Genomic DNA, 15946 nt, shown 5'->3' on the forward strand with positions numbered 1-15946 from the left:
GCTGCAAAGCATCTCCGGGTAATATAAAGAGCCGTTGTGGGGGGAGGGCCTTATTTATGCCCTGGGGTTAACTCATCCCTGCACAACATAAAAACAGCGGAAGATAAAATGGCATTGTGCCGGGCATGGGGTTCCCGGCGGGAATACACCGCTACGGCGTGAAGGGTGGCAGGACATATCAGGAAAGGGCGTAAATAAATTACAAGTACGCCATGTTTGGCGTGAAAAGTTTAAATTTTGCTTTATGGTAACGCCCGAAAATAAGCCTGCGGGGGTCATGCTTCCGGTAAGCTGTAAGAACAGTAAAGTTGGGCTCTTCAACCGGCACGCTGGCAAAGGGGTTAAAATAGAGAAAGGAAATATGCCGGGAACACGCGATCATGGGGCGCCCAAAGCGGTTCGCCCACTCTTGCGCATAGCGTTTGGAATAGCAGCAGATAAGGTAGAGGTGGGCATCGGTATCAGGGGCAATATAGAGAGTGGAGGCATTGGGCTGCCCAAAGACTTGCCTGGCCTTGGCTGCGCTGTACACGCCTGCAAAATCGCGGTACTGCCTGGAAGGAATGAACTCTTTTTTTATTTTGCCGGTGGCAGGATCTCTGCTTTCCACGCCGTCAAAAAAAAACATGAGATTCCCGTCTTTATTGCCGTGGGCTAACAAGGCATCTTCACCCCGGTCGCGGAAATTATCCGTGATGCCCAGGTCGACGCTCATCGTTTCCAGATTGCTGTCAGCGCCCATTAGCCAAAAGTCTAAGCGGATCCCATTCGAGGGGCCCCGGTTCACCAGGCGGTGAAACCCCTTACGCAGCGCCCCGCCCAGCGTCACTGATTGCCGCGCGCCGATCCCCATGCCCAGCCCCAGCGCCGCCCACATCAGCTTTTTCGCCTGCTGCGGGTTGCGTTGCTGTACAGCGGCGGACGCGAGGCCGGTGGCCACCTGCGCCGAGACCTCCAGCACGTTCTCCAGCGTGCCGAGGCCCGCCCGGCTCATGGCGCTGGTCATTCCCCCGGCGGTGGCGTCATTTAAACCGAGGCGCACGCCCAGCCGCAGGGATTGCCGGATGAGCTGAGTTATGGGGCCGTGGCCGCTGGGATCGGTCATATTGACCGGGTCATTTTCACAATAGGCATAGGCGTTGATCCCGCCCTCACCAAACGGGCTTGCGCTGTCCGGGCAGGTGAAGCGGAACAGCGCCGGGCTGAAGGCGCGGTAGCCGTTGCCCAGGTGGGTCACGCCGGTCAGCGGGTCACTGCGCTCACCGTTAAAGCCGGGCAGGGCGGCCTGTTCGCCGGTGCGGGGGCGGGTGGCCCCGAACGGGCTGTAAGCAAAAGCAGCCAATGTGCGCGCCGAAAGTGAAAAAAGCGTGCTGCCGTGCTTATCCACGCCGGTTAACGATAACGTCATGATGATGTCCTTGTATAAACCGCCCCGGTGGGAACCGGGGCGGCGCAGCCTTTTTATAATGGTTCATTACTCACGGCAGCGGTGCCGGAGAAGCCGGGAATAAAGCGCGTGCATTCACCAGACTGGAGATGTACCTCGTTGGTGAGCCGGCTGTCCTGATAATAGAGCTCGCGTGGGTCACTGTTATTATCCAATGACTGCAAGACCAGCTGGTTAAAGCTGTCATAGGCGTACAGCGCATTGCCGTTCTCCGCGCTGGTCTGGCTCAGCCGCCCGGCGACATCATAGGCCAGGGTGCGGCCCGCGTCGTCCTGCACCATCCGGCCGTTCTCGTCATACTTCAGCACAATGTGCGCCGGGTAGTGCGAGGTCAGCGAATGCGTGATGCCGGTAAGCTGCGTGGGGTCCGCCGGGTTGCCATACTCAAACAGCGCCACGTCTTCGCCGTCAGGGAGTTGTGTGGTGCAGCGCAGAATATTATTCAGGGCGTCAATCTCATCAAACTGCTGCGACATCATCGGGTAGCCGTAGGCATCGACCGGCAATTCGCTGCCTTCGCACTGGTAAGTACGCAGCCGGTTACGGTTGTCGTAGGTAAAGGTTTCGGCGCGCAGCAGGGTGCTGTTTTTCCATATCTCACGGTGGCTGACCTGGTGATTTAACGCATACTCCAGCGTAATGGAAAGCGTATCCCCGGTGGAGGCGTCGATCGTCCGCGCGGTCTCCCGGTTAAATTCATCCCAGTCAATCAGGGTCATCATGCGGCTGCCGTCTTTTGCCTCCGCGACTTGCGCAGAAAGCCGGCCCGCCTCGTCATAGGTGAACGTCAGCACCACCTGCGCATCCTCGACCCGTATCGGGCGGCCATAGCTGTCCATCTTGACGACTTGCGCATTGCCGGCGATATCACGCGAGCGCTGCTGCGCCCCCTGGAGCGACCAGTGATAACCGGCCTGGCGTTGCGCCCCGCTTGCCGGGTCGAAAACCTGTTGCTGCAAGGCACCGGAAGGGTAATTGATGTGCGTTTCGCCCCGGCTGCCTTGTTCCTGCGCGGTCAGCAGCAGGCCGGTGCTGTTTTCATAGGTGAAGTTTTGCTGGTAGCGTCCCGCCGTACCCTGCGGGTTGTCGCTGGCATAACGCATCATGTTATCCAGCTCCGGGATATAGCCGTAATAGATGGCCTGCTGTTTCGCGTCTTTCGTCCAGTCCGGCATGGTGTTGGCACCGCTGTAGGCGGCGAGGTTCTCACGCCCGCCGGTGCGCACCGCCACCCGGCGGCCCAGGCCGTCAAAGGTTTGCGTACCCAGCTCCGTCACCACCGGCGCGCCGTTGACCTGGTACGCTGCCTGGATGCGGATCGGCTGTTCATCAGTGGAGGGCGGATCATACGCCAGTTGGATTTGCGTGCCGTCGGCCACCGTCTGCGTCAGCGTGCGGTCAAATTTGTCATAGGTGTATTCCGTCACATGGCCCAGCGCATCCTGGTATTTACGCAGGCGGTTTAAGCCGTCATAGGTGCTGGCGGTGGTGCTGTAGGGGCTTTTATCCGCGTGCAGCACGGTCACGGAAACCGGCAGGCCCTGGGGGTTATAGCGCGTCTGCCTCCAGCCCAGTTCGACCTCCCCTGTCGGGACGGCCAGCGTTTCCAGCGTCGTCAGGCTGACCGGGTCTTGCGAGTACACCTGGTTCTGCCCGATCGAGCTGTTGGTCTGGCAGGCTTCGCCCCAGTCATCATACAGGGTGGTTTCCGTGACCGAGGAACTGCCTTCCAGCGCATTATTGTCGTCAAAATAGTAATCCCAGGCACCGCCCAGGGCGGGCCGCCCTAGCGCATCATAATGGGTGCGGGAAATTTCAAACCAGGTGTCCGGCTGTTGATAATCCGGCCCATTCATGGACACGGAAATCGCCCGGCCCATGCCGTCATAATATTCACGCGAGGCATTGCCTTTGCTGTCACTGGTGGCGGTGAAGATGCCGTCAACCGCCGGTGACAGGGTATAGCTGGTGCGCTGCTCAACGCGGTAGTCCGGGTTATCGGCATTGCGCACTTCCCGCACCACGCCGCCGAGGGCGTTGTAATAGCTGTCATGGGTATTGCCGAGTTCATCCACCGATGACCAGAGCTGGTGCGTATAACGCGAATAGCGTGATGAGGTGGTCACCGACAAATTATCGTAGGTGGTGTGGGTCACCTGTTCACGATAGGACTCGTCCGCCGGGCGCAGATCCTCGGCAGAGCACATGTCCGGGGTGGCGATGCGGTAATCGTGCGTCCGCCCGTAACGGTAGCAGCGGCCGTCATCACCGTAATAGCGTTTCTCCACCTGCTGAATCTGGCCATAGAACAGCGAGGCCGGGTCACCGGCGTAGGCGATGATTTCACGTGCCAGAATCGGCGGCACCGTTACGCGCAGATCGGCACCGGAGAGCGTGCATTCAACATTGGTCTGCTGCCGCGGCAGCACGGCCTGGGTAACCGGCGAGCCGCCAACCGGGGTGAACGAATCATAACGGTAAAACGCCGCGCGCACCGGTACATCGGTGTAGCCATTGACCACCGGCGGCTGCTGGATTTTATATTTCAGCCAGCGGGGAAAGCCGTTAGGGTCCGCCGGGCAGCCGGTCAGGCTGTAATTGGCCTGGCTGATGTCGTAATAGTCTGCGTCGGTCGCTGCTTCGCCTTCTGGCGGATAATAGACATAGCTGATGACGGTGCCGTCCGGCCCGGTCTGTTGGCGCAGGTTGCCGTGTTCATCATACTCAAACGTTGTTATCTCGCTGCGCGAGCGGCCGAGGGCGTCCGTCCAGGTGACGGTCTGTTGGCGGGGGAATAAACATTGCGCCGGCTGGTCATCAAATTCCTGATACGCCTGCGCATAATAGTCCATCTCTGTCAGGTGGCGGGTGGCGTTCTGGGTAATGTCGGTTTTTTGGAGCAGGTGGTAATTATTGTAGGTGTAGACGTTTTTAATATCGCTGTTTGCCCCTTCCGGGGAGACCTGGGTCACAATGGTCTGGTAGAGATACGCCGGGTCTAACATTGCGTACATATTATCGCTGTCAGGGTCCCAGCCGCTGCCCAGCGTAAAGGCGTAACCGAGGTAATTTCGGAAAGCGACATTGCTGTCGTTATTGTCTTCGGTGGCGCTGTAAAGCGTGACCATCTCCGGTTGGCCCTGGCCGGGGCTGATGGTTAACTGGGTCACGGCCGGCAGCGGCGGCAGGCCTGCTTCATCCGGGAAGCGCATTATCCCGGTGGCGGCACCGTAATTATAGATGGCCTCTTTGATAAGCCCGGTCGGGGTCGTCACGCGGATTAAGGTTAACAGCCCATTGCCCATGCCCACATCGTCATAATCCAGTTGCCAGTGGTAATCCTCTTCCATACCGGTCACCCCGGTATGCCGGATATCCGTCAGGTAATTATTCAGCGTGGAGAGCGTCACGTAATAGGCTTCGGTGCAGCCGGGGTAGAAATGAACCGTGGTCTCACCATACCCGTCATACTCAAAGGTACAGAGCGTGCTGCCTGAATCATCACTTACCGAGGCGAGCACAAAGCCTATGGCATCAAATGCCCAGTGCAGGGTCAACGCGTAGCCCAGCGGTGAGCAGCGCTGCACCGGGCGGAACAGGCCATCGCCCGCCACATCCTGAAGTTCGGTCAGGCTGCCGTCCTGCTCAATCACCCGGTAGGTGTCATCATTAATCCGGGTAAAAACCACCGTGCGGATTTTTTGGTGCAGAATAACCGGCTGGCTGCCGCTATCATTCACTTTGAACATCTCGCCGCTCTCTAAATAGAGATCCCCGGTCTGCCGGTTATACATGCTCAGGCCCAGCGATGTGCCAATCCCCATATTCCAGTAATTTGAGGAGGACGTTGGGGAATAATTAATACTGACCGGGAAGTCCGGCCCCATGCCGTTATTCCCGGTGATTGTCCCCAGCGATAGAGAAAAAGAAAAAAGACGCGTCCGCGGGTCAACGTCAGAGGAGACGGAACTGACAAAATTCGGCGTCTGGGTATAATAATTTTCGCTCATGATGGCACTCCAAAGCAGCATCATCAGATGCTGCTTTTCGTCAAATGAAAGGGAAGGGCGATATTAATTATCGATATTCTGAACGTTGCTGACGCCCGGCACGGCGTCATGGTCTTTCATGGTGTGGACGACCTCAACGTGCATTTTGGTGCCGAACTGGTCCCAGAGGTAAAAATAGCTGTGCTCGCCTTCCCGGTAAGTGCCGAACTTAAAATTCGCCGTGATATGGGCAGCATAAAAAATAATTTCCCCTGCACCCTGATAAATTTTCCCGCTATGTTTGCCGACCTGGCGACATTCCGTGACCGAGACTTTGTCATCCGAATACGCCACAATATCGTAATTTTTTTGACCCAGACCCTGGGTGATGGTCGGGCAAAAGACATTTTGCAGATGGTCCCATTGTGGCGCACCGGAAATAGAGGAGTTCATAAAGAGCTGATCATCACCGCTTACTTTTTTGAGCCGCGTGCCGGATACGACCTCAAAACGGGTAATCGTGAAATAGTCGCTCTGGATATGCATGCGGTAAACAAAGTCATCATAATCGGTGGTGTTAAAATCTCTATCAAAGACGGGTTTCTTATTTTTCATCTCATCCCAGGCGAAATTAGCGACCCCGTTATCACGGCTCATGGTTACCATCTGCGTATTATTCTGTGGGCCATGCTGATAATTTTGCGGCGCATGGCAGACAACCTGCACTGAGGTTTTCGTGCTGCCGCTGCCGGATGCAGACGTGTCCATGCTGATCTTAACGTTGTCCTTGCCCACAAAATCCATTTGCAGCGCCACGGCTTCACTGGCAAAGTTCGGGTTAATGGTTTTATTACTGCAAAGTTTCCAGCTGATAACCCAGTCATAATTATTGGAGGGATCTTCTGCATAGGTCGCCTGATACAGTTGATTGGGGTTATACAGGGCGCCAAACAGGTCGGCGTCCTTAGCCGGCGCACCCAGATAGGCTATTGCATTACCGGTAACGTTATTAATCAGGTTAATGGTGACTTCTTTTTCACACTGCTCAGGTGTGGGGGCCGGTTTACCACTCTCTGTTTTAAATTTTACCCCGGCATAGAGCGTGACATAATGCCTGCCGTTCACCACCAGATGGGCGGTTGAAATATCTTCTGACGAAGGTTCGGTCCACATTTTTAACGAAGAAACACCGGTGACATAATCTAAAGCCATAATAATATCCTCACGTTACATGATTAATTTCAGGGAGTCGCTTATCACCGCCATTATTTATGGTTAATGATCAGCGTACGAAATCAGTGTAATGATTCTCTTTCTGGGGGTGCGGCTGAAAATGATTGACTCTGTACTCTTTACTGCCCAGGTCATTATGCCGGGTAGTGTTTCCAGGGAAGCTGGAAATGGGGGCCGTCCCGAAGGCCTTCCCAATTTCCGCCCCATTCCACCGGAATGCCTGTCGCCTCTGACGCCTGCATAAAGGCCTCGGCAATTAACCGGTAATAGGTAAATTCCCAGGAGCCTGCCGGTGTCGGGTAAGCAATAATATCAATCGCATGGCCGGTCAGGTGGCGGCTATGGAGGGTGCGGGATTGCCCCTGTTTTAATAACGCCTGCTGGCGCTCTGGCGTCCGGCGGCCCTCGGTGATGCCGAAGTCCACCGGGGTTAAGGTTAAGGCATAATGCGCCAGCGACGTTAAGTCCGGGTGGACATCCCGTAATTGGCGCAGGCTGCGTTCGCTGAATGAAAATACCGGCATCGTCTTCCTCACTTGATAATTTTTGACAGATCCCCCGCGGCCACATAAATCACCGCGCATAATAAAAAATGAATAATGCTTTCCGGCCACTCCGCCAGTGGGTAATACCCCATTACCAGGCAATAGATCACGCTGCCGCAGGCAACGGCCAGCAACCAGGTCAACCATAAAATAATCCGGCGCGGGTGGGGGTTATTTCTTTGCGATGTAATTATTCGCAAGATAATAAATAGGCAGGCTATGATATTCAGCAGCGTCGGGATGCTCATTTCTTTTCTCTCTTACGCAGCGTGTCGAATAACGAGGCGGTTTTTTGCGGTTTTACACTCAGAAACATTAAAACCCTGACCGCCGCGACAGAGGTCAGGGTGGCGCCCACGGCTACCGGCGTCACCACCGGGAGGCTAAACATCTTTTCCAGCAAAAAGGAGAGCAGGGAGGCGGTAAATTCTGCCGCGATCACCCCAATCACCATTGAGGCGGTAAAAGAGGCAATGCGCGCCCATCGCGGCAGGTCAGCCGCGGAAATAATAAAAATCAGGCTGCCGGCAAACGCGCCCAGTATCACCCCCGGATCATGGCTTATATGCAGGCCAAGGAACGGGGTAAATAGCGTTACGCCTGCTTTTCCGCTATCACCCGCATTGAGTGCGTCTGGCATGGGTTTACCCTCACGTTGATCACAGATGTTAATATCTTGCTAAGGCCCGAATAATAGCGGCATAGGCTGCCCGTGTTGGTTGAAAAATAGATAAGAGTTAGCTAATAATTGACCGATAAAAAGATCGCAAAAAGAATTAATGTATTGTTACCGGATTTAGGGAGCGGCGGGTTGATTATTTTTTTCATCTGCCCGCTAATGGTCGCCTTGTGCCTATGTGGAATAAACTGAGACAGCTGTGATTACACGTTCATAGGATAAGATATGGGAATCTTTCTGGCTAAGAAAATGAAATATTTCATCGTCACCATGGAGGAGAAAAGCTTTTCCAAAGCGGCGGAAGTATTATGCATTACCCGCTCACCGTTAAATAAGGTGATTTGTGAGCTGGAAGAGGTACTTGGAGGGAAACTTTTTCACCGGACGTATAATGACCTCGAGCCGACAAAGCTGGCGTGGGAGTATTATAATAAATGCAAATCCGCTTACCGTTATCTTAATGCGATTGAATATGAGTGCTATCACCGGACGAAAAAAATCCCGGTCACCATAAAATTTGACATCAGCGTGCCGCAGATCCTTTTCCAGCATATTACCATGGCCATTGGGGCAGAAGGGCTGGAGGCCGCCTGTGAGCGCGCCCTGATCAGCATTGCGGATGTCGAAAATATGTTCGATAAAAAAGATCAGATCATCGTTTCATTACGGGCGTTACCTTTCTTATCCGGCATTGCGGTTGAGAAATGGCCGGGAGGGGATTTTGTGATTGTCGGCAACCAACAGCAACAGAATAAAAACGGGCCGTTTAAAATTTCATTATGGAAAGATGACTATTCAGACATCATGTGGCAATCGGTCAAGGCGCATATTCACACCCTGGCGCAGGATATTGACGTCCTGGAAAATGACTTTGATATCGTCAAATTGCTCTACTGCCTGAAAACCGGCAAATGCGGGGCGGTGTTAACCCATAAAATCGCGGCGATGTACGCCATGCAGAACATGCCGTTGCAGGTGATTGAGAAACTGCATCCTTATGTGCATCTCTATCATAATCTTCATAAAGAAAGTATGCCGGGCCGGGACAAGCTCAAAAAAATCATTAACTTGTTTATTTAATTGAAACAAAAGCGCAGCGGGCGACGCTGCCGGTGCCGCTGTTGATGGCGTGGCCGGCAGTGTTGAGCGGCCCCGGCACCACGTCCCACTGCTTACCTCTTTTTCCGGCCACCCTTAGCACTAACAGTGATTTCCCTCCGGCAGTAAATCCCGGTACAACAAAGGATTACCTGAAAAGAGGAGTTTGCCATGTCATTACCACGCCCGCCGTTACCGCCGTTTACCTTAGAAACCGCCATCCAGAAAGTCCGTGCGGCAGAAGATGCCTGGAACAGCACCGATCCCCAGCGCGTTGCGCTGGCCTACACCGAGCATTCACAGTGGCGCAACCGCGATCGCTTTATCAGCGGGCGGGCGGAGATTGTCACTTTCCTGACCGAAAAATGGATGCGTGAGCAGCACTACCGGCTGATTAAAGAACTCTGGGCATACAGCGAAAACCGCATCGCGGTGCGTTTTGCCTACGAGTGGCAGGACGCCGCCGGGCAGTGGTTCCGCGCCTACGGCAATGAGAACTGGCAATTTGACGCCAACGGCCTGATGGAGACGCGCCACGCCTCCATCAACGACCTGCCGATCACGGAATCTGAACGCAAATTCCACTGGGATCGCCACGCCCCGCGGCCCATTGACCATCCGGGGCTGACGGCACTGGGGCTGTAGGGGGCGATCACATCACGTTCTGGGAAAGAGGGATCAGGCTGTTAACCGGTGCAGCCTGGAAACATCAACGCGGTTGCGGGCCTGCCATAAATCATATTTACACTGCAAACTGAGCCAGACTTCCGGCGAGCTACCGATGACTTCAGCTAAGCGAATGGCCATCTCGGAAGAGATATCTGACTGGCAATTAACCAGCCGTTGCAGCGTGGTGGGCGCGACATCCAGCGCCAGCGCCAGTTGGCGCGCACTTAATCCCAGCTCTTCCATCGTTTCCCTGACCAGATGGCCAGGGTGCGGCGGGTTATACATGTTCATCAATGGTAGTCCTCATAATTGACGATATAAGCATCACCGTTAATAAATTCAAACGTAATGCGCCAATTGCCTGTGACGGTGATTGACCAGATACCCTCGCGATCCCCTTTCAGGGCGTGGAGATGAAAACCGGGCAAATCAAGATCGCTGATTTGTACAGCCGCATTCAATACAGCGAGTCGCAGGCTGATGCGTTTTGCCTGCTGCACATTGATACCCGCCGTCGAGCCACTGAGAAAAAACTGCCGCAATCCCTTGTGCCTGAAATCCTTAATCATTCTTGACTGCTCAGCTATGTATTTCCTCTATTATACCGCGATGATGCGTGTTGCGCATCATTCTTGTTGCGATATTTATACACCCCTCACCGCCCCCTGATCTCCCCCTGTCCCAGCGATGTCACGCTGTTGCCCAGCGCATCGGTGGCCTGCATATCCGCCCCTTTGTCAGCCAGGGCTTTCAATAACTCCGTGCGCTGAAACAGCGACGCATACATGGCGGCAGTCTGGCCCGCATTGTTGCGCTGATCCGGGTTGCATGGCGCAGCAATCAGGGTACGGGCGATCCTGACCTCACCTTTGAAAATCGCGCCCATCAGCGCACTGTTGCCGCGTTTGTCCCGCAGGCAGGGGTCTGCGCCATGTTTCAGCAGCAGCGCCAGGGTATCCGCATGGCCGTGATAAGCCGCCAGGATCACCGGCGTGTAGCCGTTGGCATCCTGCACGTTCAGGTCATACTTTGCCGCGACAAACTCCCCGATGATGGCGGTATCGCCGTTGCGCGCCGCATCCCAGAGGTGCTGGTTCAGCGAGGCGCGCACCTCCTCCGTCGGGGTGGGCTGTGCTAAGCCCGGCCAGGAGAACAGCAGGCTACATACCAGGTTAACTATCAACACACTACGCATCGTCACAGGCTCCTTCAGGCCGCCCGTGGGGCGGGCGGCCGGAATAATCAGTCAGAGAGTTTGGCGGCCATCTGCTGCACTTTGCTGAGGTCTGCTTTCGCGACTTTGGTCAAACGGGTGCCGTAGTCGGCGTCCGCTTTATAGAAGTAGGAGAGCATCACGTCGCGGCTGGCACTGTCAGTGGTCGCCAGCGCCGAACCAAGGCTGTTGATCAGGTCATCCTGATCTTTTTTGCTGTAGGAGCGGTAGAGTTCACCCGCCTGCTTGAAGTTCTGCTCCTTCTGGATTTTGGTTTGCTGGGTGGTACCTTCCAGCGGCGTCAGGCTGTAGCGCGCCGAAGCCAGCTCCTCACGCGGGTAGAGGCGGCTTGGCTGGTAGTTCACGCCCTTGTCCTGCGTGTGGCCGGTGTTGTGGCTGCCGTCCTGGTTGATGTTGTTGACCGGCGCACGCGGGGTGTTGATCGGCAGGCTCATGCCGTTGGCACCCAGGCGGTAGATCTGGGTGTCGGCATAGGCAAACAGGCGGCCCTGCAACAGTTTGTCTTCAGACGGCTCAATGCCCGGCACCAGGTTCGCCGGGGCCATCGCCACCTGCTCAGTCTCCTGGAACACGTTATCCGGGTTCTTGTTCAGCACCATCTGGCCGATTTTACGCTCCGGCACATTTGGCCAGATTTTGGTCGGGTCGAGCGGGTCGAAATCGAAATTCTTCAGCTCTTCCGGCTTCAGCACCTGCACATAGAGATCCCATTTCGGGAAATCGCCGCGGTTAATCGCGTCTACCAGGTCATGGCTCAGGTGGCTGTAATCTTTGCCCTGCACCTGCTCAACCTGCTGCGGGTCGAGGTTTTTCACCCCTTGCAGCGTCTTCCAGTGGAACTTCACGTAGTGCACTTCACCTTTGGCATTCACAAACTTGTAGGCGTGTACGCTGTTGCCGTCCATGTTGCGGTAGGAGGCCGGGGTACCCTCGTTGGAATAGAGCTCCGTCAGGGTGCGGGTGGACTCCGGCAGGTGGGAGAAGAAGTCAAAGCGGCGCGCGTCATCATCCAGGTTGGTGCGCGGGTCGGGTTTGAAGGCGTGCACCATGTCCGGGAACTTGATCGCATCACGGATGAAGAAGGTCGGGAAGTTATTGCCGACCAGATCCCAGTTGCCCTGGGTGGTGTAGAACTTGGTGGCGAAGCCGCGCGGGTCACGCAGCGTCTCCGGCGAATGGTTGCCGTGCACCACCAGGGAGAAGCGCACAAACACCGGCGTTTTGCTGCCTTTCTGGAACAGCTGCGCGGTGGTCAGGTCGGAGATGTCCGCGGTGGCGGTGAACTCGCCGTGCGCGCCGGTGCCGCGGGCATGGACCACGCGCTCCGGGATGCGTTCACGGTCAAAGCGCTGCAACTTCTGCAACAGCTGCACATCCTGCAACAGCACCGGGCCGTGGGCGCCGGCAGTCTGTGAATTCTGGTTATCGCCTACCGGCGCGCCATTATCACGGGTCAGGGTCGCGGCACCGGCAGAGGTGGCGATAATTAAGGATGAGACAATCAACAGGCTTTTTTTAATTCGGGTGTTAAGTACCGCAGCACGGCTATTGCGCATGGTATTTCCTTATTTCAAACAGTCATTATTATCAGCCAGAGGCTATTTATTGCAGGTGAGTCGGGGTGGGCCACCTGAATAGGCAGGTAACCAAAATAAATAACCGGCGGGCCAGCCGTCACTGACGTGGCGATGCACCGGCGTTTATCGTAATACGTCGTCAGATATCGCGATGGGCGGGCAGTCTCTCTCCTCTGGATGAATGAACCGGTCACCGGCAGCATAAAGAAAACGCCGCCTGCCGCACGGTGATTTACCCGCAACGATGTAAAAACAACCGGTTACGCGGGCGCGACAGGGCGCTACTTTACCGGGATTACGTCTTTTTATAAGGCTGTTATCACTATCAGATTAATAGGCAGGGCTTAACAAACCCGGTGGGGAAATAAAAAAGTGAGGTAAATGAGGCGATTGGAAAAGCGTGGGTTGAAAACAAAACAGACACATTTTGCGAAGTGGTTCATAAAATCGGCAATATTCAGACACATCTTAAAATAAAGCCCTTTCCCAAAAAGTGGGACGGCGTTCATACTTCTGCGGTGCGGGGTGGCGCGTTATTTTCCGGGCGGGTAGCGGGCGCGGATAAAAACTAAGAATACCTGAGTCAATGAAGAGGAAAATAATCATGCTGGTAAAACGATTAAAAGAGGCGCGGGTACGGGCCGGGTTAACGCAATATAAACTCGGGCTGTTGGCCGGCATGGAGGAAACCACCTCCAGCGCGCGGATGAACCAGTATGAGAAGGGCAAACACCAGCCCGACCAGGCCACCGCAAGCCGGATCGCCCAGGCACTCGGGCTGCCGCTGGCCTGGTTTTATGCCGAAGAGAACGATCTGGCGGATGCCATCCTGCGTTACTGGCAGCAGTGCGCGGCAGGCACGCCGGAGTAACCGGCGCGCCTGAATCAGGCAAGGGAGGGGATCAGCCCGCGCAGCGCTGGGCGATGGCGGCGATGTCTTCAGGGGTAGTGCGGCAGCAGCCGCCGACCAGCCGGGCGCCGAGCGCGATCCACGCCGGGAGGTGGTCTGCCGGCGTGGGGTGGCCGCTGCCGCAGCTGTGCCAGCGTTTGCTGGTCGCGTCATACTGCTCGCCGGAATTCGGGTAGACCAGCAGCGGTTTGTCCGTCAGCGGGCTTAGGGATTGCAGCGCCGCCGTGACCTTGTCCAGCGCGATGCAGTTAATCCCCAGCGCCGCCGCCTGCGGGGTGGCGTTCAGCAGATCCACCACCTGCGTCAGCGGGGTGCCGTCGCTCAGGTGGTCGCTGTCACGCAGCGTAAAGGAGAACCAGGCAGAGAGCGCCGGGAACTCTGCCAGCAGCGCAATCAGCGCCTGCAACTCGGCAAACGACGGCAGCGTTTCGCACGCCAGCAGATCCACGCCCGCTTCCGCCAGCGCGCGGATGCGCGGCCGGTGGAACGCCATCATCTCCGCCTGCGGCAGCTGGTAGTCCCCGCGGTACTCAGAGCCGTCCGCCAGGTAAGCGCCGTAGGGGCCAACCGAGCCGGCCACCAGCAGGCCGGTTTTCTCCGGGTGCTGCGCCAGGTAATCGCTGCGCGCCTGTTGCGCCAGCGACACGCTTTTGCCAATCAGCGCCAGCGAGGCCGCCTCATCCAGCCCGCGCGGCGCAAAGCCCTGCGGCGTCGCCTGATAGCTGGCGGTAATGGCGCACTGCGCCCCGGCGCGGAAGTAGTCCAGATGCACCTGATAAATCAGTTCCGGGTTCTCAAGCAGCACTTTCGCCGACCAGAGCGGGTCAGCCAGGTCGCAGCCGCGCGCCTCCAGCTCGGTGGCCAGCGCCCCGTCCAGGATCAGATAAGGGTGTTGCGCCAGATGGCGGGCAATCGGGTTTTCAGCCGGCATGGTGTTCTCCTGATACAGCGGCAGTTAAGGTTTTCGCCCGTCGTTGGGTCACATAATAGGCAACATAGCAGAGCGCAACGAACGGCAGGCCACAGTATAGGGCAATCCGTTGCGACGGATCGAACGCCAGCCCGACGCAGGCCAGCAGGCAGAGCACGAAACCGAGGATCGGCGTCACCGGGTACCAGGGCGCGCGGTAGGGCAGGGCGGCGGCCGCATTGCCCGCGGCCAGCCAGCGGCGGCGGAACACATAATGTGACGCGCAGATGCTCAGCCACACCGCCACCACCGCAAAGCCGGAAATGGCGGAGAGCGCCACGAACACCGTGTCCGGCGCGACCACACTGGAGAGCAGCGCCAGCAGCCCGCCGACCATGCTGACCAGCAGCGCGTTCATCGGGATGCCGCGCCGGTTCACTTTGGCAAAGGCGCCCGGCAGCGTGCGCTCATTCGCCAGTGACCAGAGCATCCGCCCGGAGGCGTACAGCCCGGAGTTGGCTGCAGACAGAATGGCCGTCAGGATAACGAAGTTAAACATGTCGGCCGCATAAGGGATGCCGATCTTCTCAAACACTGCCACGAACGGGCTTTTCACAATCCCGGCCTGGTCCATCGGGATCAGCGCCGCCAGCACCAGCACCGACCCGATAAAGAAGATCACCAGCCGCGCCACCGTGGTACGGATGGCCATCGGCACCACTTTCTCCGGCTGCGCCGTTTCACCGGCGGCGATGCCGATAAGCTCAGTGCCGGAGAAGGCAAAGTTCACCGCCACCATCGTCATCAGGATTGGCAGGCCGCCATGCGGGAACCAGCCCCCGGCCGTCAGGTTACTGAGGAACGGCGCAGGTGTGCCGTCACGCATCGGCACCAGCCCGACCATCGCCCCGGCCCCAAGGATAATGAACGCCAGGATGGTCACCACTTTGATCAGCGAAAACCAGAACTCCCCCTCGGCAAACACTTTGGTGGTGATGACGTTCAGCCCAAAGATGATGACGCAGAACAGCAGACACCAGATCCACACCGGCACCGTCGGGAACCAGTACTGCATACAGAACCCGGCGGCGGTCAGGCTGGAGCCGAGCGCCACCGTCCAGGTCAGCCAGTAGAGCCAGGCCACGGTGTAACCGGTGGCCGGGCTGAGGTAACGGGCGGCATAGAGGTGGAACGCGCCGGTTTCCGGCATCGCCACCGACAGCTCACCCAGGCTCAGCATCACCAGGTAGACCACCAGCGCACCAATCAGGTAGGCCAGCAGCGTCCCCAGGGCGCCGGTGGTGGAGATGATGTACCCGGTGTTGAAAAACAACCCGGTGCCGATCACGCCGCCAAGCGAGAGCATCACCAGATGGCGGGCTTTCATGGTGCGCTTGAACTGGCCTTCTTGGCCGGAAGTGGAGGAGGGTTGGCTGCTCATTCTTATCCGTATAGACGTCTAAACTTCTAAAGTGAGGTTGTTATACCTTTTACGCCGGCTGAAATCAATCTTCACTCCTGCTGGGTGTCCCCGACCGCCTGAGCGCGATGATGGCCGCTTATTAATCCCCGCCGGGAATTATCCAGCCCGCCGCCCGCTTTTTTAACGCCCGCCCGCCCAGCACACACCTTTATTTATTGATGAAAACCCCGCG

General features: G+C 56.8%; 15 protein-coding genes. 3 read left to right on the forward strand and 12 right to left on the reverse strand.

Features of this window, described 5'->3' with window-relative positions; genetic code table 11:
- Positions 1-199 precede the first annotated feature (199 nt).
- The 6 genes from JK232_RS04650 to JK232_RS04675 form a co-directional block, all read right to left on the reverse strand.
- Positions 200-1408 carry an RHS repeat-associated core domain-containing protein gene (locus tag JK232_RS04650; RefSeq protein WP_212588886.1) on the reverse strand — a complete coding sequence of 403 codons (1209 nt, stop codon included), beginning with the start codon at positions 1406-1408 and terminating at the stop codon, positions 200-202.
- 53 nt (positions 1409-1461) lie between these two features.
- A complete protein-coding gene (locus tag JK232_RS04655) occupies positions 1462-5457 on the reverse strand; it encodes an RHS repeat protein (RefSeq protein ID WP_212588887.1) in 3996 nt (1331 codons plus the stop codon).
- 63 nt (positions 5458-5520) lie between these two features.
- Positions 5521-6648, reverse strand: a complete 1128-nt coding sequence (locus JK232_RS04660) for a hypothetical protein (RefSeq protein ID WP_072926696.1) — start codon at positions 6646-6648, stop codon at positions 5521-5523.
- Positions 6649-6803: 155 nt separating this feature from the next.
- The gene (locus JK232_RS04665) at positions 6804-7193 is read right to left on the reverse strand and encodes a M15 family metallopeptidase (protein WP_072926694.1); all 390 of its coding nucleotides are present in this window, start codon (positions 7191-7193) and stop codon (positions 6804-6806) included.
- 8 nt (positions 7194-7201) lie between these two features.
- Complete coding sequence (locus tag JK232_RS04670; RefSeq protein ID WP_101835923.1) at positions 7202-7462, reverse strand: phage holin family protein; 261 nt, start codon at positions 7460-7462, stop codon at positions 7202-7204.
- A complete protein-coding gene (locus JK232_RS04675; RefSeq protein ID WP_072926690.1) occupies positions 7459-7854 on the reverse strand; it encodes a putative holin in 396 nt (131 codons plus the stop codon). Before JK232_RS04675 ends, JK232_RS04670 begins: the two co-directional genes overlap by 4 nt.
- A gap of 264 nt (positions 7855-8118) precedes the next feature.
- On the opposite strand from JK232_RS04675, the gene JK232_RS04680 reads away from it, so the two are divergent.
- Complete coding sequence (locus JK232_RS04680; protein WP_072926688.1) at positions 8119-8973, forward strand: LysR family transcriptional regulator; 855 nt, start codon at positions 8119-8121, stop codon at positions 8971-8973.
- 189 nt (positions 8974-9162) lie between these two features.
- The gene (locus tag JK232_RS04685) at positions 9163-9636 is read left to right on the forward strand and encodes a nuclear transport factor 2 family protein (RefSeq protein WP_101835921.1); all 474 of its coding nucleotides are present in this window, start codon (positions 9163-9165) and stop codon (positions 9634-9636) included.
- A 33-nt stretch (positions 9637-9669) separates the two neighbouring features.
- Here JK232_RS04685 and JK232_RS04690 read toward each other — a convergent pair whose 3' ends face one another.
- The 4 genes from JK232_RS04690 to JK232_RS04705 all read right to left on the reverse strand — a co-directional run bounded on the left by JK232_RS04690 (position 9670) and on the right by JK232_RS04705 (position 12450).
- Positions 9670-9954 (reverse strand): HigA family addiction module antitoxin, encoded by a 285-nt coding sequence (locus tag JK232_RS04690; RefSeq protein ID WP_101817866.1) that lies wholly within the window; start codon positions 9952-9954, stop codon positions 9670-9672.
- On the reverse strand, positions 9951-10229 hold the full coding sequence (locus tag JK232_RS04695) for a type II toxin-antitoxin system RelE/ParE family toxin (protein ID WP_072926682.1): 279 nt from the start codon (positions 10227-10229) through the stop codon (positions 9951-9953). Before JK232_RS04695 ends, JK232_RS04690 begins: the two co-directional genes overlap by 4 nt.
- A gap of 86 nt (positions 10230-10315) precedes the next feature.
- Positions 10316-10855: an ankyrin repeat domain-containing protein gene (locus tag JK232_RS04700; protein ID WP_101828840.1), complete on the reverse strand. Its 540-nt coding sequence runs from the start codon at positions 10853-10855 to the stop codon at positions 10316-10318.
- A gap of 47 nt (positions 10856-10902) precedes the next feature.
- Complete coding sequence (locus JK232_RS04705; protein WP_212588888.1) at positions 10903-12450, reverse strand: catalase; 1548 nt, start codon at positions 12448-12450, stop codon at positions 10903-10905.
- 625 nt (positions 12451-13075) lie between these two features.
- Here JK232_RS04705 and JK232_RS04710 point away from each other — a divergent pair.
- Positions 13076-13342, forward strand: a complete 267-nt coding sequence (locus JK232_RS04710; RefSeq protein WP_072926676.1) for a helix-turn-helix transcriptional regulator — start codon at positions 13076-13078, stop codon at positions 13340-13342.
- Between the two features lie 31 nt (positions 13343-13373).
- Here the strand turns inward: JK232_RS04710 and mmuM are convergent, their stop codons facing one another.
- Both mmuM and mmuP read right to left on the reverse strand, forming a co-directional pair.
- A complete protein-coding gene (gene mmuM, locus JK232_RS04715; protein ID WP_072926674.1) occupies positions 13374-14312 on the reverse strand; it encodes a homocysteine S-methyltransferase in 939 nt (312 codons plus the stop codon).
- Positions 14302-15732 carry an S-methylmethionine permease gene (gene mmuP, locus JK232_RS04720; protein ID WP_072926672.1) on the reverse strand — a complete coding sequence of 477 codons (1431 nt, stop codon included), beginning with the start codon at positions 15730-15732 and terminating at the stop codon, positions 14302-14304. The genes mmuM and mmuP overlap by 11 nt, the downstream gene beginning before the upstream one ends.
- Positions 15733-15946 lie beyond the last annotated feature (214 nt).

The sequence above is a fragment of the Nissabacter archeti genome, from assembly GCF_018257325.1.
Classification (GTDB): Bacteria; Pseudomonadota; Gammaproteobacteria; order Enterobacterales; family Enterobacteriaceae; genus Chimaeribacter; species Chimaeribacter arupi.